This window comes from Oryzomicrobium sp. (assembly GCF_036820405.1).
In the GTDB taxonomy this organism is placed as follows: Bacteria; Pseudomonadota; Gammaproteobacteria; order Burkholderiales; family Rhodocyclaceae; genus Oryzomicrobium.
Genome location: NZ_DAISLS010000009.1, coordinates 158,624 through 179,995 on the forward strand (window position 1 = coordinate 158,624; position 21,372 = coordinate 179,995).

Genomic DNA, 21,372 nt, shown 5'->3' on the forward strand with positions numbered 1-21,372 from the left:
CTGGTAGCCGGTGTTCGTGGCCGCCGAGCGGTTGCCGGTGTTCGTGGCCGCCGAGCGGTTGCCGGTGTTCGTGGCCGCCGAGTAGTTGCCGGTGTTCGTGGCCGCCGACTGGTAGCCGGTGTTCGTGGCCGCCGAGTAGTCGCCGGTGTTCGTGGCCGCCGACTGGTAGCCGGTGTTCGTGGCCGCCGAGCGGTTGCCGGTGTTCGTGGCCGCCGAGTAGTCGCCGGTGACGAGGGTCTGCTCGATGGTCTTGTCCAGCTTGCTCATAACCCAATCCACGGCGCGGGCGACCAATATCGGCAGGCCGATTTCAGCCTCTACGGTGAGGGTGGCGCTGGCGACCTTGCTGTCGTCGTCGTGCCGGCTGATTTGTCCGGAAGCCTTGACCACGGCGAAGCGGCTCTCGGCGGGGCGGTAGTAGCTGAAAACGTCGAGCGGGTATTCGCAGGAGTGGAACCCCGAGGCGCAGGCTTTCACTTCGCCTTCGTGCTCGTGGGTCTTGCCGACCTCGAACTGGAAGCCCCGGCATTGCAGGGATTGGTTGAAGCCCTTGTAGGCCGTGACGACCTCGGGTGCGGGCTGCGCTTTGGTGCGCTTCTTGGGGGTGGCGGCGGTCATTATTTGCCCTCCGTCTTGCCGTTCATGTGCATGCGGCCCGGACCCTTCTTGGTATTGCTGCGCGCCTTCTCGCGGCAATGACCGAGCAAGACGACTTGGGGTTCGACCCCGAGCGCAATCAGGATGCGCTGCGCCTGGTTGAGCGGTTTCATGGTCCTAGGCTCCGGCTTCTTCGCAGGCAGCGATGACGGCGGCGAACTGCTCGGGCTTCACATCGGGCAGCTTGGCGGCGCCGAAGTTGGTCAGCACGGCGATGGCGGCGTCGCGGCCCTTGGTGCGCGCCAGTTTGGTCACGGCGTCGGCGGTGGCCTGGTAGGTCGGCGCGTCGGCCGGGTTATTGGCGTGGCCGTGCAGGGCCTTCTCGGCTTCGGCACCGGTCATCTGCGTGAGGGCTTCGGGCTTCTGGCCAGCGGCCGGGGCATCTTCGGTAGGCGCGGCCTTGACGGCTTCCTTCTTGGTGTTGGTGGCCTGGGCTTCGGCCTTGGCAGCGGGCGGCGCCTCAGCGACTACGGCAGCCACCTGGGCGGATGTGGTCGGCACGCCCTTGGCGAGTGCGGCAACCAGCTCGCGGATGGCGTTGGTGTTTTCCTGGATGACAGTTTCGAGGGACATGGGGTTACTCCTGCGCGGTGGTGATGAGTTGGGAAAGGCGGTAGACGGCATCGCCAGCGTCGTTGGCAATTGCCTCGAATTCCTTGAGCAGCCGGAGGGCTTCCTTGAGTTGGTCCGGCTCGTGGATGTCCTCGTCGTTGAGCAAGGACAGGAGCGCAGCCTGGTCTTTGCTGCTGGCCGGGTGCGACTCGATGACGGCCCTCACGTCGTCATCAGTGATGCCGTATTCGGCGATCAGGTCAGCAATGGGGGTGTTGTGGTGGGCCCGATCGAGCAGCGCTTCCAGGCGATCGAGCAGTTCAAGTTCCAGCAGGGTGCTGGTCTTCGGGTCGAGTTCAGCCCGGGCCGCGGCGACCAGGTGGTCGGCGTCCATGGACTTCATGAGCTGGGCGGTCAGCATTTGGCTTGCTCCAACATGCCGAGGACGCGGCAGATGGCATCGCAGCCATGGGGAGCGATGATGTTCAGGTCGAGCCCGGCGCCGCGTGCGCGGTACAGGCGACCGGGAATCAGGGGGGAAGCAAGCACGTTGTGTCCTTTCGCATACAAGTAAAACAACTTGATGGCGAGTCTAGGACAACAACAACAACCTTGTAAATTGGTTTGTTGTATTTATTTTTGTTTTAGTTGTGCATCGAGGCATAAAAAATGGCGCCGTAAGGCGCCATTCATGGCTTTGACTAGTTAGAGCGCTACCCCTGAATCTAGGTCTATGTCTGGCCAGTCGAGGTCTTTTAGGTACTCCTGCGCATCCATGAGCTCCTCCATCTCCGTTTTTATACCTTCAAGTTCGACTACGCGCTTGCATGCACTCTCCATGTCCTTGTGCATTTCCAGGGCGACATCGAAGAGCGCTGCCTCGTTTCTTATAGGGCGGGGGAGCTGGACCTCCTGGCTGTGCTCGCCCACCACGGCTAGAAGATAATGCCGGTCAGGAACCGGGAAGTCATTGTAGTGACGGTTGGCGATAGCGAACCGATACAAGGTAAAGCGCGCTGCCGTCATTGATAGCCTACTAGAGTCCTCTGGAAGGTGCATGAAGACAGCTACAACGCGCCGGCTTAGGTAATCGAAATAGTAGGGGGTTCCGCGTACGTCGATAGCTGCGAATACCGATTTTTGCAGCTCATCCGGCAGGTTTAGGGCTATTTCCGACCGGCGCTTTGCACGCCGCTCATCGTGCAAAGCAGATACCCCAATCGCTCTTCCCTCCATTGGGGCGAATACAGATGCAGCGAATTCTTTGACCCGCTTCTCTAAGGCCGGCGGAAAGGAGGGCGGGGATTGGGGTAGCTCGTTCCGAATATCCGCAGGCTCAAGGCCGAGCACTTCCGCAAGCTTCGCAATCTTCTGCAACCCCCTCGGCGTAGATCGATTCGCCTCCCAAGCTTGGACTGCCTGCTGCGTAACGCCAACAAAAGCAGCAACATCCTCCTGGCGCATCTTCTTGTCCTCACGGGCAGAGCGTAGTCTCGTGCCAAGGTCTTGTTGTTGCTGCATGCATCTCTCCATATTTACAACCGATGGATTGTAATCTAGGGCGAATGCTTTGAAAATCAAGATAATTTTTGTTGTGGTTGTCTGTTTGTTGTTTTTACAGTTGTACGGTTGTATCCTTGGTGCGGTTTTTGTACGGAGGATACCGCTGTGTCAGGGATTAAGCAGGCAATCGAGAGTGCAGGGGGGCAGGTCGCACTGGCTGAAGCGCTGGGAGTAAGCCAGCAGGCGATAAGTGGTTGGTTACTGCGTGGCTACGTCCCCACAGGGCGTGTCGTTGAGATCGAAACATTGTACGGGGTGCCGCGGGCCCGGTTGATAAACCCCCGTTTCTTAGCGTTGGTGGATTTGCCGGGTGAGTCAGAGGGCGGCGAGCTGTGAGCCCCCAGGAACTGACTCAAGGCCGGGCCCTGCCCGCACCTAAGTCCTACGAGGACTTCCTCGCGGCGAAAGTTCGGCTCGATCCCCCTACGGGCCTTGTCGAACCGCCTGACCTGCCGCTGCAGCTATTCCCCCACCAGCGCGACATCGTGCGCTGGGCGCTGCGCCGCGGGCGCGCTGCCATCTTTGCCAATACCGGCCTGGGCAAAAGCCTGATGGAGCTTGCCTGGGGAGATGCGGTGGTGCGGGCGACTGGCGGCAAGGTGCTGCTACTCACCCCGCTGGCCGTGGCGGACCAGATGGTGCGGGAGGGCGGCAAGTTCGGCATCGGAGCACGGCATTGCGCGACGCAGAACGATGTCGGCCCGGGTATCTCGGTGACCAACTACGCCAAGCTGCACCACTTCGACCTGTCGCAGTTCTCCGGTGTGATCCTGGATGAGTCGTCGATCCTGAAAGCTTTCGACGGCAAGACCAGGACGATGCTGATTGAGAAGTGCGCGGCGGTGCCCTACCGCCTGGCGGCCACTGCGACCCCGGCACCGAACGACTTCACCGAGCTGGGCAACCATGCCGAGTTCCTGGGCGTGATGCCGCTGACCGGCATGCTGGCGACCTTCTTCACCCACGACGGCGGCGACACCAGCAAGTGGCGGTTGAAGGGCTACGCCGAGGATGAGTTCTGGCGCTGGATGTGCTCGTGGTCGGTGCTGCTGCGCCGGCCGTCCGATCTGGGCTACGACGACGGCGCCTATGACTTGCCGCCGTTGCATCAGGTTGAGCACCTGGTGCCTGCCGATGGCACCGTGGCGCGAACCCTATCCGATCGGCTGCGCGCCCGGCGCGAGAGCATGGCGCAGCGCGTGGCGTTCGCCGCGGAGCTGGTCCCGGCGGATAGGCCCTGCGTGCTGTGGTGCAACCTCAACGACGAATCGACGGCCCTGGCGGCCGCGGTGCCGGGCGCGGTGGAAATCCGGGGTGCCGATAGCGAGGCGCGCAAGGAGCAGATCCTGCGCGACTTCGCCGCCGGTGCAATCCGCGTGCTGGTGACCAAGCCCAGCCTGACCGGTTTCGGCCTGAACTGGCAGCACTGCGCCGACACCGTCTTTGTCGGCCTCAACGATTCGTTCGAGCAGGTCTATCAAGCCGTGCGCCGGTTCTGGCGCTTTGGGCAAGCACAGCCGGTCACCGTGCATTTCGTCGCTGCGTCAACCGAGGGCGCGGTGCTGGAAAACCTGCGCCGGAAGGAGCTCGACGCCGAGCGCATGGCCGCGGCGATGGTCGCCAACATGGCCGATCTGTCCGGCGAGGCCGTGCATGGCGCCGCGCTGGAGCAGGACACCTACAACCCTACGTTGCCGGTGTGTGTGCCGGCGTGGCTTACCGAGGAGGCAGCATGCTGAACGCTATCAAGGCCATCGATCAGGTCGTCACCGGCGATTACGCCATCTACCACGGCGATGCCTGCGAGCTCATCCGGGCGGTCCCCGACAACTCGATCCCCTACGGTATCCACTCGCCTCCGTTCGAGGGGTTGTACCGCTTCACGAACAGCCCGCGCGACATCAGCAACAACGATGGGGCGGCGTTCTGGGAGCACTACCAGTTTCTGATCGGCGAGCTGCTGCGCGTAACGGCACCTGGCCGGCTGCATAGCGTGCACGTGATGCAACTGCCGGCACTCAAGCAGCGCGAGGGATTCATCGGTATCCGGGACTTCCGCGGCGACGTGGTTCGCGCCTACCAGGCGGCCGGCTGGATCTTCCATTCGGAGGTGTGCATCTGGAAAGACCCCGTGGTGCAGCAGCAGCGCACCAAATCGCTACGCCTGCTGCACAAGCAGCTCTGCAAAGACAGCAGCATGAGCGGCCAGGGGCTGGCCGATTACGTCGTGACCTTTCGCAAGCCGGGCGACAACGAGACCGCCATCGCTGGCGGCCTGGAGCACTACGCGGGCGACGCCCTGGACGTGTCGCCTGCCGCCTGGGAGAAGCAGGCCGACGCGATGCGCGCGGCCGGCCGGGAGCCTTGGCCCTACCGGACCTGGGTATCGATCATGGTCTGGCAGCGCTACGCCTCGCCGGTCTGGACCGACATCAGCCAGTCGCGCACGCTGCAATACCGTTCGGCGCGCGACGAGAAGGACGAGCAGCACATCAGCCCGCTGCAGCTCGACGTGATCGAGCGCTGCATACAGCTGTGGAGCCTGCCCGGCGAGGCCGTGCTGACACCCTTCATGGGCATTGGCAGCGAGGTGTGGGTAGCCCTGGAGCAACAGCGCCGCGCGGTGGGCTTTGAGTTGAAGTCGAGCTACTGGCACCAGGCCGTACGGAATACCCAGCAACTGGACGATCGGCTGATGGCGGCGCTGCTGGGGGTGGCTGCGTGACTTCCGACTTCCAACACCACGGCCGGGCCCTGCTGGGCAACGGCTACCTCATCATCCCGATCAAGCCGGGCCACAAGCGGCCCGCGCTGGACAACTGGCAAACCGCCCGCCTCGGCGCCGCTGACCTGACCCGCTACCCGGCCCACGGCGTCGGTGTGCTGTGCGGGCAAGGGGCCCAGCCCATCGCCGCCATCGACGTGGACACCACGGACGGCGCGCTGGCTGCGCGGTTCGTGGCCTGGTGCCAGGAACACCTGGGCCTGACCTGCGAGCGCGTGGGCAACGCGCCCAAGATCCTGCTCGCCTACCGGGCCCAGGCCGAGGGCTGGGGCAAGGCCACCGGTGCCTGGTTCGAGGACCTGGCCGGCGGCCGGCACCGGCTGGAGATCCTGGGCAAGGGGCAGCAGTTCGTCGCGTACCACATCCACCCGGGCACGGGCGCGCCCTACGAGTGGGTGGATTTCTTCGGCGGCCTGGAAGCGATGCGCGCGGGCGACCTGCCCATCATCACCGATGCCCAGGTTGAGGAAGCGCTGCAGGTGTTCGAGGCCATGGCCGAGGAAGCCGGCCTTGCCCGCATGTCAGGCAGCCGGAACAAGGCTGGGGGCATGACCTCGGCGCCGATCGATGACCCGCTGATGGCCTTCGAGCCTCCGGTGGGTATCGACCTGGGCGAGGCACGGCGCCTGGTGGCCTACGTCGATAACGAGGACTACGACACCTGGCTGAAAGTCGGCATGTCGCTGCACCATGAGTTCGCCGGCAGCGGTGAGGCCCTGGCCTTGTGGGACGAGTGGTCGAGCACGGCCAGCAACTACGCCAACCGTGAGGACGTGGAGAAGCGATGGGAGAGCTTCGGCCGGTCGGGACGCAACCCGACGACGGCGCGCTGGCTGCTCAAGGTCGGCAACCAGGGTAAGCGCGACGCGGTGAAGGCCGAGAAGCGTACCGCGCTGGATGATGCCAAGGGCCTGATCCTCGCGTGCGAGGATTCTATCGACCTGGTGAATGAGGTCGCCCGGGCGGCGGGCGAAGCGGCCGGCACGGACCTGGCCCTGCGGGCCGAACTGGCCGGGCTCATCCGGGCGCGCTTCAAGGAACTGACCGACACCAGCCTGCCGGTGGCCGACGTGCGCGCGGCCATGGCGGGTGGGCGCAAGGTCGTGCCGTTCAACAAGCAGCGTCGGCAGATGACCGAGTTCGGCAACGCCGAGCGCATGCTCGACCACTACGGTGACGGCCTCATGTACGTGCCCGAGATCGACGGCTGGTTCATGTGGACCGGCATCTACTGGCGCCGCGCGGCTGGTGTCGAATTGGAGCACCTGGCGAAGGAAACCATCCGTGCGCTGCCCGACGAGGCCAAGGCCATCGAGAGCGACGCCGAGCGGGCCGAGTTCTTCAAGTTCTGCGCCATCAGCCAGCGGGCCGTGATGGTGCGCAACATGGTGAGCCTGGCACAGTCCGACCCGCGCATCGTGGTGGGCATGGCCGACCTGGACAAGCAGACCCACCTCCTGGGCGTGGGCAACGGCGTGGTGGATTTGCACACGGGCCGACTGCTGCCGCCTGATCAGGCGTACTGCGTGACGACCATCACCGCGGTGGATTACGACCCCGCCGCCCGGGCGCCGCTGTTTGAGCAGACCGTGGCCGACGTTTTCTTCGGCGACGCCGACATGATCGGCTTCTTCCAGCGGCTCGTGGGCTACTCGCTGCTGGGCAAGCCGGACGAGGACGTGCTCGCCATTCCCTACGGGTCGGGCTCCAACGGCAAGAGTACGGTGCTGGGGGCTATCCGCGACGCCCTGGGCGAGCACGCCAAGATGGCAAGCGCCGACACCTTCCTGAGCAGTGGCGCGGCCGGTGGCAACGCCGGGGCGGCGCGCGAGGACGTGCTGCGCTTGCGCGGCGCCCGGTTCGTGTATGTGAGCGAGCCCGACGAGGGCTCTGAGCTGCGCGAGGGCCTGATCAAGTCCATGACCGGGGGCGAACCGCTGCCGGCGCGGGGCCTGTACTCCAAGACCACGGTCGAGGTGGCACCCACCTGGGTGGCCTTCATGCCGACCAACCACCGGCCCATCGTCAAGGGCGACGACCACGCCATCTGGCGCCGGCTGCTGCCCGTGCCGTTCACGCGTAACTTCGACCAGGACCTGACGCTGGTGAAAGACCCTGACCGGGCCGAGAAGCTGGCGGCCGAAGCCCCGGGCATCCTGGCCTGGTGCGTGCGCGGGGCCTTGGCCTACCGCAAGGCAGGCCTGCAGCCGCCGGCCACCGTGCGCAAGGCACGCGACGACTACAAGAGCGACATGGACCTGCTCGGCGAATGGTTGGACGAGTGCTGCGAGGTGGGCCCCGGCCACGTGGAGAGCAATGCCCGGCTGTGGGCCAGTTGGGAGGCCTTCGCTAAGGCCCGTGGCGAGTTGCGGTTCATCGCTTCGGCCAAGAGTCTAGGGCGACGGCTGCAATCGAAGGGAATGGAGCCGGCGATGAATACCTACGGATTGCGAGGGCGGGGGCTGCTCGGTATTCGCGTGCGGCGGGTGGGGGACTTCGAGTGACGACGCAATTACATCGTTGTGCGCGGCTTGGGAGGGGGCCGTTTTGCGTTGGAGGGCTGGGGTTGGCTCAACTTGGTCCTACGGGCTTCAAGTACTCCACGCAGGGCGGTCTCTCGCACCGCCTGAGAGGGGTATTGCTCCATCTTTGTCAGGGATTCGTTGGACGCCACCAATACCGACTGCCACTTCGGGGCGCACTCCGAGGCTGCAGCCGAGGCAATGTCGGATGCCGGCGATATGAAGTCATCCAAGTTTGCCGCTGCTGTGCGCAAGCAAAGCCTGAATTCTTCAATCTTTGCGAGCGTGTTACGACTTTCTGCACCTAGGGTCGCGGCAACCGCAGCATCGTAGTCGGCTTGGTCAGCAGCAACCGCGGTGGTGTTGGCGAGTACGCAACATACTGCGCACGCAGAAATTAGCAGTTTTTTACTTGTTCGCATTTTGTTGCGCCCTTCCGCGCTGATGTTGGTGCGCCGGCAGGTAACCGGCGCGGTTATTCGCATTTTATTACCTGTTTAGTCTGTTTGCATTTTTCTACATGGAACGTTTGGAACGTTTATCGCCCTTTTTTAAGGAAATTCCTCATACGTATATGTGAAAAAGTTACCTAAAAAACCATGAAAAACGTTCCAAACGTTCCACGCAATATTTTGCAGATTCAAGGAGGGCAGCACCGTGTTGAAAACCGTGGCGGTAAACGAAGCCGGCCTTCGCATTGGCGAGGATCATCCGAATGCCGAACTGACAGACGCGGAGGTGGAGCGTATTCGCTCGCTGCATGAGGCCGACGGCATGAGCTACAGCCAACTGGCTGAGAAGTTCGAGATCAGTAAGGGCGCGGTGGCGAAAATTTGCCAGTACAAGCGGCGTGCGCAGTTTGCTGTGCGGGTCAAAGCCGTGGATACCCGTTGATGGCACCCATCGCACGCGGCGCACAAACCACCCTGGCCGGCGGGTGCCCGTGCCTGCAACGACGCGCGCTTTACTGCGCGCATGAAGAAAGTCTCGACCTACACCGAAGCCCTTGCCGCTGAAATCTGCGACCGCATCGCAGACGGCGAGCCGTTGCGCCAGATCTGCCGCGATGAGCGCATGCCCGCCTGGCGCACGGTGTACCACTGGATCGAAGCCCGGCCCGAATTTGCCGAGCGCATGGAGCGCGCGCGTCGCGCCGGCTTCGATGCCATCGCCGAGGAGGCCCTCGAAATCGCCAACACGCCAGAAGTCGGCGAGGAAACCGAGGACGACGGCGAGAAGTTGAAGGTCAAGCGCGGTGACATGCTGGGCCACCGCAAGCTGCAAGTCGAAACCCGCCTCAAGCTACTGGCCAAGTGGCATCCGACCAAGTACGGTGACAAGACCAGCATGGAGCTGACCGGTGCCAGCGGCGGCCCGGTGCAGATCAGCGAGACGGACCGGGGCGCCCGCCTCGCGGCCATCGTCGCCGCGGCCACCGCGCGCGCCGAGGATGACCCGGCTGCCGACCTGGTATGAGCCAGGCGCCCAGCGTTGCGGAGATCCAGCGCGCCATGGCCTACATGACCCCGGCCGAGCGCGCCGAGGTCGATGCGCTCCTGGCGGCGGACATCCGCGATACCCCATGGCGCCCTTTGCCCGGCCCTCAGCTTGCGGCATTCCAGTCCCCTGCCGATGTCACGGGATACGGCGGCTCGGCGGGCGGCGGCAAGACCGACCTGGCCGTCGGCCTGACGCTGACCGCCCATGACCGCACGCTATTTGTGCGCCGCGAGAAGGCGCAGACCGAGGGCTTTGTGCAGCGCCTGGCCGAGGTACTGGGCGGGACGGACGGCTACAGCTCGCAGAAAGGCGCCTGGCGCCTGCCCGGCGGCAGGCTGTGCGAGGTGGGCGGCCTGGACAACCCGGGCGACGAAAACCGCTGGCAGGGCCGCCCCCACGATCTGATCGTGCTGGACGAGGCAACGGAATTGCGCGAGCACCAGGCGCGCTTCGTCCTGGGCTGGAACCGCACCGCCAAGGCCGGCCAGCGCTGCCGCGTGCTAATGACCTTCAACCCGCCGACCACGGTAGAGGGCCGGTGGGTGGTGGCCTACTTCGCCCCGTGGCTGGACCCGAAGCACCCGAACCCGGCCCAACCGGGGGAGTTGCGGTGGTTTGCGGTGCTCGACGGGAAGGAGGTCGAGGTTCCCGCCGGAACCCCGTTCGAGCACGACGGCGACACGATCGTGCCGCGCAGCCGCACGTTCATTCCCTCTCGGATCGCAGACAACCCCTTCCTCATGGGGACGGGCTACGAATCGGTATTGCAGTCTCTGCCCGAGCCGTTGCGCTCGCAGATGCTGTACGGCGACTTCAACGCGGGCATCGAGGACGACCCTTGGCAGGTAATCCCGACCGCATGGGTTGAGGCCGCCCAGGCGCGCTGGAAGCGGCCGGACAAGCTGGCATCGATGGATAGCCTGGGCGTGGACGTGGCCCGCGGGGGCCGCGACAACACCATCCTGGCCCGACGCCACGCCATGTGGTTCGATGTGCCGCTGACCTACCCGGGCAAGGACACGCCGGACGGTCCGACCGTGGCCGGCCTGGCCATCGCCGCGCTACGTGACAAGGCCGTCATCCACCTGGACGTGATCGGCGTCGGGGCGAGCCCCTATGACTTCCTGGTGAAGGCCGAGCAGCAGATCGTTGGGGTCCACGTTGCCGAGGCTGCGCGCGGCACCGACAAATCGGGGCGGCTACGCTTCTTCAACCTGCGCAGCGAATTGTGGTGGCGGATGCGCGAGGCCCTCGATCCGACAAACAACACGGGCATCGCGCTGCCCCCTGACCCGCGCCTACTGGCCGACCTTACGGCGCCGACGTGGTCGTTGTCGGGCGCCACGCTCAAGGTAGCGAGCCGCGACGAAATCATCGCCAAGATCGGGCGCTCACCGGACTACGGCAGCGCCTACGTGCTGGCCCTGATGGATACGCCCAAGCGCGCGGCCCTACGCGCCGCTGGTGGGAGCAAGCGGCGCCTGGATTACGACCCTTACGCCTAGTTTTTGTCGGAATCGCTGACGACGCGATAGCCTACTTTCTCGTAGGCGTTGATGCAGTTCTCCTGCTTCAGGTACGGCCGGGTAACCGATCCATCAACCCGGCAATCCACGGTCTGCTTCGTGTCCGGGTGCTGCAAAACAACGATTCGGGCGGACGCGGCGCAGCCAGCGCCAAGCAGCGCCAGGGCTGCAATGAAAGCGGTTTTCTGCATGGTTCGTTCCTTGGACTAAGTTGCGGATGGCATGCTGCATTTTACACGGTGCCCGTACCCATCCATGGGCCGCCTATCGTGCGGGCATGGAACCCGTTGCCATCCGCCTCTGCACCGTCGCCGACCTCGAAGCCTCGCCCTGCCTGGGTGCGCTCTTGGACGAGTACGCTCAGGAATCCGCAATCGAGGGACTGCCGCACCCCTCGGCGCAGATGCCGTTCTATCGGCAATCGGAAGCAGCGGGGGTGCTGTCCTGCCTGGGCGCCTACCGTGGCGCCGACCTGATCGGATTCCTGCTCATTCTTGCCCCGGTGCTGCCGCATTACGGGGTCCGCATGGCTGCTGCTGAGTCTTTCTTCGTTGCCGGCCAGGCCCGGAAGTCCGGCGCCGGCTTGAAGCTGCTGCGCGCGGCGGAGGCCCATGCAAAGACCCTGGGCGCCCCTGGTCTGCTGGTCAGCGCCCCCTCTGGTGGCCGCCTAGCCGATGTCCTCCCGGGTGTCGGCTACCGCGAAACCAACCGCGTTTTCTTCCGGGCACTGCCGTGAGCCTGCCGGCCGCCACTACGCCGAGCATCCCGGCGATGAGCACTCAGGCCATTGAACGGGTCCGGGCCTTGGAGAGCGCCGTGCGCGAATTGCCGCAGGCTGAGATTGCCACCGGCCACGTCATCCACGGCGGCTTGTACGCCCGGACGATCCGTATTCCGGCGGGGGTGGTGCTCACCGGCGTGCTGATCAAGATCCCCACGGTCGTCATCGTCAACGGCGATGTGCTGGTCGCCACCGAAGGCGAGCCTATGCACCTGGTCGGTTACCACGTCCTGCCGGCAAGTGCTGGACGGAAGCAGGCCTTCATCGCCAACGCCGATACCGACCTGACCATGATTTTCCCTTCCCGGGCTGAGGACGTTGCCACTGCCGAAGGTGAGTTCACCGACGAGGCAGATCAGCTGTTCTCCCACCACGGGGAAAACACCATCACCATCACAGGAGAATGACCATGTCCGGTGGAGCAACCGCAGGCTACCTGGCCGCTGCCGCTGTAGCAGTCTCGGCGTACAGCACCTATTCGCAGAGCGCGAGTGCTGACGCGGCGCGCAAGCAGCAAGATGCTGCACAAAAGCAGGCCAAGGCCGCCGCCGACAAGCAGGCGCAACAGGCCGACGAAGCCTTCAACCAGGCCAACCAGAAGAAGGCCGACACGCAAGGCGCTCTTGCAGCCGCCCAGCAGGCCGGCAAGGGTGGAGCCTCCGGCACCATGCTGACTGGCCCCCAGGGCGTCGATCCGAGCGCGCTCAACCTGGGGAAAAACACCCTCCTCGGGTCGTAAGTCATGGCCGACAAGACCCCGCGCGAAAAGCTGCTGACCCGCTGGGGGCAGCTCAAGACCGAGCGCTCCAGCTGGTTCAGCCACTGGAAAGAGATCAGCGACTACCTGCTCCCTCGGTCGGGGCGCTTCTTCATCCAGGACCGCAACCGGGGCCAGCGTCGGCACAACAACATCTACGACAACACCGGCACCCGGGCGCTGCGCGTGCTCGCCGCCGGCATGATGTCGGGCATGACCAGCCCGGCCCGCCCCTGGTTCCGCCTCGCCACGGCCGACAAGGATCTGATGAAGTACGCCCCGGTCAAGCTGTGGCTGAACGATGTCAGCAACCTGATGCATGCCATCTTCCAGCGCTCCAACACCTACCGGGCGCTGCACTCGATGTACGAGGAACTGGGCGCCTTCGGCACGGCGGCCAGTATCGTGGTGCCGGACTTCCAGAACGTCATCCACCACCACCCGCTGACTGCGGGCGAATACGCCATCGCCACCAACTGGAAAGGCGAAGTCACCACCCTTTACCGCGAGTTCCAGAAAACCGTCCATGAGGTTGTCGCCGAGTTCGGCATCGACAAGGTGAGCTCCACCGTCAAGAGTTTGTACGACCGCGGCACCCTCGACGCCTGGGTGACGATCGTCCATGCCATCGAGCCGCGCGGCGACCGCGATCCGGGCAAGCACGACAGCCAGAACATGGCCTGGCGCTCCGTTTATTTCGAGCTGGGCGGCGATGCCCGCACGTTCCTGCGCGAATCAGGGTTCAAACGTTTCCCCGCCTTGTGCCCGCGTTGGGCCACGGCCGGCGGCGACATCTACGGCAACTCCCCGGGCATGGAAGCCCTTGGGGACATCAAGCAGTTGCAGCATGAACAACTGCGCAAGGCCCAGGGCATCGACTACAAGACCAACCCGCCGCTGCAGGTGCCCACCAGCATGAAGAACCATGACGTGGAAACGCTGCCCGGCGGCATCAGCTACGTGGATGCGACCGGGCCCGGCGCTGGCATCCGTACCGCGTTCGAAGTGAACATCGACCTGTCGCACCTACTGGCCGACATCAAGGACGTGCGTGGGCGCATCGATGGCGCCTTCTACGCGGATCTGTTCCTCATGCTGGCCAACCAGTCCGACGCCCGCATGACCGCCACCGAGGTAGCCGAGCGCCACGAGGAAAAGCTGCTCATGCTGGGGCCGGTGCTCGAGCGGCTGCAAAACGAGCTGCTCGACCCCCTGATCGAGATGACCTTCGATCAGATCATGGCGGCCGGCATCGTCCCGCCCCCGCCTGACGAGCTGCAGGGCCACGACATCAACGTCGACCTGGTCAGCATGCTGGCCCAGGCCCAGCGCGCCGTGGGCACCAACAGTATCGACCGTTTCGTCGGCAACCTTGGCGCCGTGGCGGGCTTCAAGCCGGACGTGCTCGACAAGTTCGACGCCGATAAGTGGGCCGACATCTATGCCGACTCGCTGGGACTCGACCCGCAGATCATCGTACCGGCCGACCAGGTGCAGGCCCTCCGCCAGCAGCGCGCCCAGCAGGCGCAACAGGCCCAGCAGGCAGCCCTGATGAACCAGGGCGCTGACACTGCGCAGAAGCTCGCCGCCGCCAAGACCGGCGAACCCAATGCCCTCACCGACGTTACCCGCGCTTTCAGCGGCTACACAAGCTAAAGGATCACCGAGATGGGAAAGTTGATCGACATGAAGCGCGAGGCCGGCGATGCGGGCCTCTCCGACTACACACCGCCGAACTACCCGGGTGGCCTGTGTCTGTACCTGAACGAGGAGCAGTGCGAGGCCCTGGGCATCTCCAAGGCGCTCAAGGCCGGTACCCAGGTATCCCTGCAGGCCAAGGCCGTTGTCACGTCCGCCACCGAGTCCCTGGAGCGCGACGGCGACGACAAAGACGCCGATGTGAGCCTGTCCCTACAGATCACCGACCTCGGCGTGACGGTACAGGGGGTGCTGCGCAACGCTGCCGAGGTGCTCTACGGCAGCGGATCGGATTAACGGCAACGGAATCATCCCCTCGGCGCACGGCCACCTTCGGGTGGCCATTTTCATGGTGCCCGTACCTCAGCATCCGACGCCTATCGTGCGTCCATGAGCACGTTCGACCCTCTCGATACCCGAAGCCAGGAGTGCGCCCAGGCGATTGCCGAGGACCACGCCCGCCTGGCCTTGCAGATCGAGATCGATGACTTGAAGTGGCTCATGAACAACAAGCGCGGCCGCCGTTTCGTGGCCCGGCTGTTGGAACGGGCAGGCGTGTGGCGTCTCTCCTTCAACACCAACGCGCTGACCATGGCCTTCAACGAAGGTACGCGCAACGAGGGGTTGAGGCTGTTGGCTCAAGTCACCGCGCACTGCCCTGACCGTTACACCGAAATGCTCAAGGAGAGCAAGGCATGACCACTGAAACGCTGATGACGGAATGCGGAGGAAACCAAGTAGCCGACCCGTCGCAGGCCGCCGCTCCGCAGACCGAAGGCCAGCAGACCGCCACCGGTGAGCAGACGGCGCCGCAGCCGGCGGCCGAGTCCCCCGCTACCGAAGGCACCAAGGCCGACGGTGAGCAGGACGCACCCCAGGGCGCGCCGGAGAAGTACGAGTTCGCCGCCCCCGAAGGTCGGGAGTTCGACCCCAAGGTGATCGAGGCCTACTCCGAAGTTGCCAAGGAGCTCAACCTGACCCAGGACGCCGCGCAAAAGCTGCTCGACAAGGTGGCGCCCACCCTTGAGGCCCGTCAGCAAGAGCAGTTCCAGGCCATCCGCACGAAGTGGGGCGACGACGCCAAGACCGACAAGGAATTCGGCGGCGACAAGCTGACGGAGAGCCTGGGCGTTGCCCGCACCGCCTTGGACAAATTCGGCACCCCCGAACTGCGCACGCTGCTCAACGAATCCGGCCTGGGCAACCACCCCGAAGTCATCCGCTTCATGGTCCGTGCCGGAAAGGCAATCAGTGAGGACACCTTCGTCGACGGCCGTGCGCCCGCGAGGCAACGGGACGCGGCGTCCGTCCTCTACGACAAATCCACCAAGTGAGGTAATCCAGCATGGCCACTCTTCCCACCGTTTCGGGGCGTAACACCCTCATCGACGTTGCCAAATCGTTCGGCCCCGATGGCAAGGTTGCCGTCGTCGCCGAATTGCTCAACCAGTCGAACGAGATCATCAGCTACCTGCCGTTTTTCGAGGGCAACCTGCCCACCGGTCACAAGGGCGTCGTCCGTTCCGGCCTGCCCGCCGTGCAACTGCGCAGCTTCTACAAGGGCGTCAAGGCCAGCAAGTCCGGCCGGGCGACCATCGAGGACGTGTGCGCCATGGCCGAAGGCCGCAACGAGATCGACAAGGACCTGGCCGACCTGAACGGCAACACCGCTGCGTTCCGCCTGTCCGAAGGCCTGGCGTTCATCGAAGCGATGAACCAGACCTTCGCGCAGCAGCTTATCTACGGCGACACTTCCACCAACCCCGATGGGGTGCTCGGCCTGACCCCGCGCTACAACGCGCTGGCGGCCCAATCCGGCGCCAACATCATCGACGCCGGCGGCACCGGCAACGACAACACCTCGGTGTGGCTGATCGTCGCGTCGGAAAACACCGTCGCCGGCATCTACCCGAGGGGCTCCCAGGCCGGCCTGACCCAGCAGGACCTGGGCGAAATCGACGCCTTCGACGAAAACAACGATCGCTTCCGCGCCTATGCCGAACTGTGGAAGTGGAAGTTCGGCCTGCACGTCAAGGATTGGCGCTACGCGGTGCGCATCGCCAACATCAAGGTGTCCGACCTGGTGGGCCAGAGCGGCACCCAGGCCATCACCGCCGCCACCTGGATCAACAAGCTGATGATCAAGGCCCTGGCCCGCATTCCCTCCATGGGCATGGGTACCCCCATGTTCCTGGCCTCCCGCACCGTCAAGGAGATGCTGTCCATCGGCGCCCTGGACAAGTCGCAGAACGCCCTGTCCTTCACCGAGGCCGTCAATCAGTACGGCAACGTGTCGGCGGCCTCGGTTGCCGGCCAAGGTACGGGCATCCAGGGCGGTCAGCTCAAGTTCATGGGTGTCCCGGTGCTGACCGTTGATCAGATCCTTTCCACCGAGGCCCGCGTGGTCTAACCCAGGGAGAACGAAATGGGCATGCTCGATCAATCCACCAAGCTGGCCGCGGCGCAAACCGTCACCGCCACCGGTGACACTGCCAGCACCAACACCTACGACAGCGGCTCGGCCAACTCGTCCGACATCTCGATGACCGGCGAGAACCTGTGGATCAACGCCGCCGTCGATACCGCCGCCACCTCCGGCGGCAGTGCCACCGTGCAAGCCGTGCTGCAGGACTCCGCCGACGGAACGACCTTCGCCGACGTATTGGCCGGCCCGGTGGTCCCCGTGGCGAACCTGACCATCGGCGCCGTCCTGCTGCAGACGCAGCCGCCCGCCGGCCTGCGCCGTTACTTCCGTGTCACCTGGCGCGTCGGCACCGCGGCGCTGACGGCGGGCAAATTCACCGCCTACGTCAGCAACACCATCCAGCGCAACATTGCGCGGCCGTCCGGCTTCACCGTCGCCTGATAGGGAGCCGCCATGCGAGTACGCGCGATCAACACCGGCTTCTACCACGGCCTGCATGTCCCCGGGACCGACTCGGAAGAGTTCGACGTGCCCGACGGCGAAAAGGCGTCCTGGTTCGTGCCGGTCACCGAGGCCGGCACGAAGGGCAAGAAGGGCGCCCTAGCCCCCGCTAACCCCGCCGGCCCGGACGGTGCGGACGCCGGCGAAGGCACCGACCTGGTTTAACACCCCCTCGCGGGGAAGTAGCGACAACGGGGGCCACGTGCCCCCGTTTTTCCAGGGGTAACCCCATGGCATCCGAAATCGACATCGCCAACCTGGCGCTGAGCCACCTCGGCGACACCGCCAGCATTTCCAGCTTCGACGAACAGTCCGCCCAGGCTGTTCATTGCGCGCGCTTCTACCCGGTCGCCCGGGACGCGCTGCTTGAGATGCACACCTGGGGGTTTGCCACCCGGCGTATCCAACTGGCCCAGCTCGGCAGCACATGGCCGGAGTGGGATTACTGCTATGCCCAGCCGGCGAACACATTGAACATCCTGGCTGTACTGCCACCCGATGCGGCAGATGACTATTACGTACCCGGTGCCGGGTGCTATTCCCCCCAGCCGTTCTCTTGCGAGACCGACGAACTCGGACGCCAGGTGATCTACACCGACCAGGCGAACGCTGTGTTGCGCTACACCGTGGTTGTCACGGACACCACCATGTTTTCACCGCTATTCACCGTGGCGCTGTCCTGGCACCTGGCGGCGATGATCGCCGGGCCGATCATCAAGGGAGACGCCGGGGCCGCCGAAGCTAAGCGCTGCGCCGGCATGGTGCAGGCCTACCTGAGCAAGGCTATCGAGTCCGACGCCAACCAGCGCAAGGCCAAGCCAGGCCAGTTCGTTCCGTGGGTATCGGGGCGCTGAGATGGCGAACATCCGCACCCTACAGCGTTCCTTCGCTGGTGGCGAGGTTTCCCCTGAGATGTTCGGGCGGATCGACGATGCCAAATACCAAGCCGGCGCCGCCAAGCTGCGCAACTTCATCGCCAAGCCCCAGGGGCCTGCCGAGAACCGCCCCGGCTTCCAGTTCGTGCGTGCGGTTAAGGATTCGAGCAAGCGAGTTCGTCTGATCCCCTTCACATATTCGACCAGTCAGACCATGGTCATCGAAGTCGGGCCCGGCTATTTCCGCTTTCACACTCAGGGAGCCACGCTGCTGGATGGCGGAACCCCATACGAGGTCGCCAATCCCTACGCCGAAGCCGACCTGTTTGACATCCACTACGTTCAGTCGGCCGATGTGCTGACCCTTGTTCACCCCAACTACGCTCCCGCCGAGTTGCGCCGCCAGGGGGCGACCAATTGGCAGCTTTCCACCATCCTCTTCACCCCGGCCATTACACCGCCGACAAGCCCGAAGGCTACCCCAACCGGCTCGGGCTCCCTCAAGTATTCCTACGTGGTAACCGCGGTGGCAGCGGATGGCATCACTGAGTCAGCCGCCTCAACCCCAGCCCTCTGCACCAACAACGTCTATACCAGCGGGAACTACAACACCATCGCATGGGTGGCGGTGCCGGGCGCCTCGCTCTACAACGTCTACAAGATGCAAGGCGGTATCTATGGTTATCTTGGTCAGACCTCAGGCCTATCCATCATCGACGACAACATCGGGCCCGATCTTAGCAAGACCCCTCCCACCTACGAATCGGTTTTTATGCAGAACGGGATTTCAGCCGTTTCTGTGGCATTTGGCGGTACGGGTTACGGAAGTGCGGCTGTCGGCGGCGACATCACGTCAATCACGGTCACTAATGGCGGAAGCGGCTACACCTCACCGACGGTTCAGGTCAGTGACCCCTACGGGAAAGGGGCTACATTCAGCGTCACGCAGGCCGGCGGATCTATCAGTGATGTCGCTGTGACGAACGGCGGCAGCGGCTACACCAACCCAGTGTTCTCCATCAGCGATAGCACAGGGTACGGTGCAGTCCTAGCCGCAACCATTGCCCCGGCCACGCGGCAGGTTCCCACGCTTTCCGTCAGCGACAGCACGGGGAGCGGCGCAGTGCTGTCCCCCATCGTGTCGAATGGGGTCATTACTGGCGTGCAAGTTGTCTCCACTGGTTCCAACTACACCAACCCGACCATTGCCATCTCGAACGCAGCCGGCGGCTCGGGCGCAGCCTTCGGCCCGGCTACCCTGTCGGGGCTCAACTTCCCGGGCGCTGTGTCCTATTTCGAGCAACGACGGGCCTTCGCCGGAACGATCAACCAGCCCCAAAGCATCTGGATGACAAAGAGCGGCACCGAGAACAACATGAGTTTCTCGCTGCCGACTCGGGACGACGACCGCATCAAGTTTCGAGTAGCTGCTCGGGAGGCGAACACCATCCGACACATCGTTCCGCTCACCCAGTTGCTATTGCTCACCTCGTCGGCCGAGTGGCGGGTGTCGTCGGTCAACTCCGACGCCATCACGCCAACCACCATCAGCGTGCGCCCACAATCTTACGTGGGTGCATCGAACGTCCAGCCGGTCGTCATCAACAACACCCTCATCTACGGTGCCGCCCGGGGCGGCCACGTTCGCGAACTGGCTTACTCTTGGCAGGCCAACGGCTTCGTGACCGGCGATCTGTCCTTACGCGCCGTCCATTTGTTCGACACCTTCGACGTGGTGGACATGGCCTACGCCAAGGCCCCCCAGCCCATCGTCTGGTTCGTCTCCACCTCCGGAAAGCTGCTTGGCCTGACCTACGTCCCGGAGCAGCAGATCGGCGCATGGCACCAGCACGATACCGACGGGGTCTTCGAGTCCTGTGCTGTCGTCGCCGAGGGTGGGGAGGACGTGCTTTACACCGTGGTTCGCCGCACCATCAACGGCAACTCGGTGCGCTACGTCGAACGCCTCGCCTCCCGGTTGTTTACAAATCCGGAAGACGCCTTTTTCGTGGATTCCGGCCTCACCTATGCAGACGCGCCGGCCACGGTCATCTCCGGGTTGAACCATCTTGAAGGCAAGACGGTCAGCATCCTCGCCGATGGGGCCGTGCATCCGCAACGCGTTGTTGTCGGCGGGGCCGTCACGCTGGAACAAGCGACGAGCAAGGTGCAGATCGGCCTGCCTATCACGGCCGACCTGCAAACACTCCCCTTGGCAATGCAGATCGACAGCAGCTTCGGCCAGGGGCGCTACAAGAATGTCAGCAAGGCTTGGCTGCGGGTGTATCGCTCATCGGGAATCTTTGTCGGCCCGAATGCTGCCGCTTTGGTCGAAGCCAAGCAACGCACCACCGAACCCTACGGGTCTCCGCCCGCACTCAAGTCAGAGGAAATTCAGCTCATGCTGACCCCCACATGGTCCGACTCCGGGGAAGTATTCATCCGCCAGTCAGACCCCCTGCCGCTGACTATCGTATCTCTGACCTTGGAAGTCGCCCTGGGCGGATAGCGGTGCCCGTGTCCGCGATCCCGTGCAGGATGATTCGGCCATTACACTGGAGCATCCGGTATGGCTGGTTTCTACAATCCGAACATCTGGGGGCCGGAGCCTAGCCTGCTAGCCGGCGACACCACCTACAACGCAATGGGTTTCGCCGGGTCCGGTGCATCCTCCGTACCCACAGCCGCAACAGGCGGGGGCATGTCCTCTGGCTTCGGCTACGCCGGCCTGGCGATGGCAATCGGCGGCGCGCTGACCGGTGCCATGGGGGCGTACTCCGCCGCCAAAAGCCAGAAATCGGCATTGCAGTTCCAGGCCGACATTGCGGGGATCAACGCCCGCATCGCCGAGCTCGGTGCGCAGTCGGCCCTCGCCCAGGGCGAAAGGCAGATTGGGGCGCTCACCCTCAAGGCCGGCCAGGTCAAGAGCGGGCAGCGGGCCGCCATGGCAGCCAATGGCATTGACCTTGGCGTCGGCAACGCGGCCGAAGTGCAGGCCTCGACCGACATCATGAAGGAGATCGATGCCAACACCGTCAACTCCAATGCCGTGCGCAGCGCCTGGGGATACCGGACCCAGGGCGCCAGCTACCAGAACGATGCGCTGATCAAGCGGGCAACGGCAGACGGGACCAGCGCCGGCTCCGCGGCAACGGCATCGCTCCTGGGCAGCGCCGGCAGCGTGGCGCAAAACTGGTACGCCCTGAGCAAAGCCGGCGCCTTCAATTAAG

General features: G+C 64.4%; 27 protein-coding genes. 20 read left to right on the forward strand and 7 right to left on the reverse strand.

Annotated elements, in window-relative coordinates:
• From V7Z98_RS10385 to V7Z98_RS10410, 6 genes are all read right to left on the reverse strand, one after another.
• The coding region (locus V7Z98_RS10385) for a DUF7666 domain-containing protein (RefSeq protein ID WP_334157897.1) at positions 1–618 on the reverse strand (618 nt) is incomplete at its 3' end.
• A complete protein-coding gene (locus tag V7Z98_RS10390) occupies positions 618–770 on the reverse strand; it encodes a hypothetical protein (RefSeq protein WP_334157898.1) in 153 nt (50 codons plus the stop codon). The genes V7Z98_RS10385 and V7Z98_RS10390, both read right to left, overlap by 1 nt.
• A gap of 4 nt (positions 771–774) precedes the next feature.
• Entirely contained in the window at positions 775–1,230 is a 456-nt protein-coding gene (locus tag V7Z98_RS10395; protein WP_334157899.1) for a hypothetical protein, read from the reverse strand.
• A 4-nt stretch (positions 1,231–1,234) separates the two neighbouring features.
• The gene (locus tag V7Z98_RS10400) at positions 1,235–1,612 is read right to left on the reverse strand and encodes a hypothetical protein (RefSeq protein WP_334157900.1); all 378 of its coding nucleotides are present in this window, start codon (positions 1,610–1,612) and stop codon (positions 1,235–1,237) included.
• 11 nt (positions 1,613–1,623) lie between these two features.
• A complete protein-coding gene (locus V7Z98_RS10405) occupies positions 1,624–1,758 on the reverse strand; it encodes a hypothetical protein (protein WP_334157901.1) in 135 nt (44 codons plus the stop codon).
• 156 nt (positions 1,759–1,914) lie between these two features.
• Positions 1,915–2,730, reverse strand: coding sequence for a helix-turn-helix domain-containing protein (locus V7Z98_RS10410; RefSeq protein WP_334157902.1), 816 nt, complete (start codon positions 2,728–2,730; stop codon positions 1,915–1,917).
• A gap of 147 nt (positions 2,731–2,877) precedes the next feature.
• Here V7Z98_RS10410 and V7Z98_RS17875 point away from each other — a divergent pair, with 147 nt between their 5' ends.
• From V7Z98_RS17875 to V7Z98_RS10440, 7 genes are all read left to right on the forward strand, one after another.
• Positions 2,878–3,108, forward strand: coding sequence for a Cro/CI family transcriptional regulator (locus V7Z98_RS17875; protein WP_442951832.1), 231 nt, complete (start codon positions 2,878–2,880; stop codon positions 3,106–3,108).
• Positions 3,105–4,511: a hypothetical protein gene (locus V7Z98_RS10415; RefSeq protein ID WP_334157903.1), complete on the forward strand. Its 1,407-nt coding sequence runs from the start codon at positions 3,105–3,107 to the stop codon at positions 4,509–4,511. The genes V7Z98_RS17875 and V7Z98_RS10415 overlap by 4 nt, the downstream gene beginning before the upstream one ends.
• Positions 4,505–5,497 carry a DNA methyltransferase gene (locus tag V7Z98_RS10420; RefSeq protein ID WP_334157904.1) on the forward strand — a complete coding sequence of 331 codons (993 nt, stop codon included), beginning with the start codon at positions 4,505–4,507 and terminating at the stop codon, positions 5,495–5,497. The genes V7Z98_RS10415 and V7Z98_RS10420 overlap by 7 nt, the downstream gene beginning before the upstream one ends.
• Positions 5,494–8,061: a phage/plasmid primase, P4 family gene (locus V7Z98_RS10425; RefSeq protein ID WP_334157905.1), complete on the forward strand. Its 2,568-nt coding sequence runs from the start codon at positions 5,494–5,496 to the stop codon at positions 8,059–8,061. Before V7Z98_RS10420 ends, V7Z98_RS10425 begins: the two co-directional genes overlap by 4 nt.
• 675 nt (positions 8,062–8,736) lie before the next feature.
• Positions 8,737–8,973 (forward strand): hypothetical protein, encoded by a 237-nt coding sequence (locus tag V7Z98_RS10430; RefSeq protein WP_334157906.1) that lies wholly within the window; start codon positions 8,737–8,739, stop codon positions 8,971–8,973.
• An 81-nt stretch (positions 8,974–9,054) separates the two neighbouring features.
• A complete protein-coding gene (locus tag V7Z98_RS10435; protein WP_334157907.1) occupies positions 9,055–9,555 on the forward strand; it encodes a hypothetical protein in 501 nt (166 codons plus the stop codon).
• 35 nt (positions 9,556–9,590) lie between these two features.
• Positions 9,591–11,084: a hypothetical protein gene (locus V7Z98_RS10440; protein ID WP_334157908.1), complete on the forward strand. Its 1,494-nt coding sequence runs from the start codon at positions 9,591–9,593 to the stop codon at positions 11,082–11,084.
• Here V7Z98_RS10440 and V7Z98_RS10445 read toward each other — a convergent pair.
• Positions 11,081–11,296: a hypothetical protein gene (locus V7Z98_RS10445; RefSeq protein ID WP_334157909.1), complete on the reverse strand. Its 216-nt coding sequence runs from the start codon at positions 11,294–11,296 to the stop codon at positions 11,081–11,083. The genes V7Z98_RS10440 and V7Z98_RS10445 overlap by 4 nt on opposite strands.
• 86 nt (positions 11,297–11,382) lie before the next feature.
• Here V7Z98_RS10445 and V7Z98_RS10450 point away from each other — a divergent pair, with 86 nt between their 5' ends.
• The 13 genes from V7Z98_RS10450 (at position 11,383) to V7Z98_RS10510 (ending at position 21,371) form a co-directional block, all read left to right on the forward strand.
• On the forward strand, positions 11,383–11,841 hold the full coding sequence (locus V7Z98_RS10450; RefSeq protein ID WP_334157910.1) for a GNAT family N-acetyltransferase: 459 nt from the start codon (positions 11,383–11,385) through the stop codon (positions 11,839–11,841).
• Positions 11,838–12,293 carry a hypothetical protein gene (locus V7Z98_RS10455; protein WP_334157911.1) on the forward strand — a complete coding sequence of 152 codons (456 nt, stop codon included), beginning with the start codon at positions 11,838–11,840 and terminating at the stop codon, positions 12,291–12,293. The genes V7Z98_RS10450 and V7Z98_RS10455 overlap by 4 nt, the downstream gene beginning before the upstream one ends.
• Before the next feature lie 2 nt (positions 12,294–12,295).
• Entirely contained in the window at positions 12,296–12,625 is a 330-nt protein-coding gene (locus V7Z98_RS10460) for a hypothetical protein (RefSeq protein ID WP_334157912.1), read from the forward strand.
• Between the two features lie 3 nt (positions 12,626–12,628).
• Entirely contained in the window at positions 12,629–14,299 is a 1,671-nt protein-coding gene (locus V7Z98_RS10465) for a portal protein (protein ID WP_334157913.1), read from the forward strand.
• 12 nt (positions 14,300–14,311) lie between these two features.
• Positions 14,312–14,638 (forward strand): capsid staple protein, encoded by a 327-nt coding sequence (gene gp10 / locus V7Z98_RS10470; protein WP_334157914.1) that lies wholly within the window; start codon positions 14,312–14,314, stop codon positions 14,636–14,638.
• Between the two features lie 93 nt (positions 14,639–14,731).
• Positions 14,732–15,040, forward strand: coding sequence for a Bbp19 family protein (locus V7Z98_RS10475; RefSeq protein ID WP_334157915.1), 309 nt, complete (start codon positions 14,732–14,734; stop codon positions 15,038–15,040).
• A complete protein-coding gene (locus V7Z98_RS10480; RefSeq protein WP_334157917.1) occupies positions 15,037–15,675 on the forward strand; it encodes a hypothetical protein in 639 nt (212 codons plus the stop codon). Before V7Z98_RS10475 ends, V7Z98_RS10480 begins: the two co-directional genes overlap by 4 nt.
• Before the next feature lie 11 nt (positions 15,676–15,686).
• A complete protein-coding gene (locus V7Z98_RS10485; protein ID WP_334157918.1) occupies positions 15,687–16,751 on the forward strand; it encodes a major capsid protein in 1,065 nt (354 codons plus the stop codon).
• A 21-nt stretch (positions 16,752–16,772) separates the two neighbouring features.
• The gene (locus tag V7Z98_RS10490; RefSeq protein WP_334157919.1) at positions 16,773–17,207 is read left to right on the forward strand and encodes a Bbp16 family capsid cement protein; all 435 of its coding nucleotides are present in this window, start codon (positions 16,773–16,775) and stop codon (positions 17,205–17,207) included.
• Positions 17,208–17,219: 12 nt separating this feature from the next.
• A complete protein-coding gene (locus V7Z98_RS10495; protein ID WP_334157920.1) occupies positions 17,220–17,432 on the forward strand; it encodes a hypothetical protein in 213 nt (70 codons plus the stop codon).
• A 65-nt stretch (positions 17,433–17,497) separates the two neighbouring features.
• Positions 17,498–18,121, forward strand: coding sequence for a hypothetical protein (locus V7Z98_RS10500; RefSeq protein ID WP_334157921.1), 624 nt, complete (start codon positions 17,498–17,500; stop codon positions 18,119–18,121).
• A 1-nt stretch (position 18,122) separates the two neighbouring features.
• Positions 18,123–20,651 (forward strand): hypothetical protein, encoded by a 2,529-nt coding sequence (locus V7Z98_RS10505; RefSeq protein WP_334157922.1) that lies wholly within the window; start codon positions 18,123–18,125, stop codon positions 20,649–20,651.
• Between the two features lie 60 nt (positions 20,652–20,711).
• Positions 20,712–21,371, forward strand: coding sequence for a hypothetical protein (locus V7Z98_RS10510; protein ID WP_334157923.1), 660 nt, complete (start codon positions 20,712–20,714; stop codon positions 21,369–21,371).
• Position 21,372 lies beyond the last annotated feature (1 nt).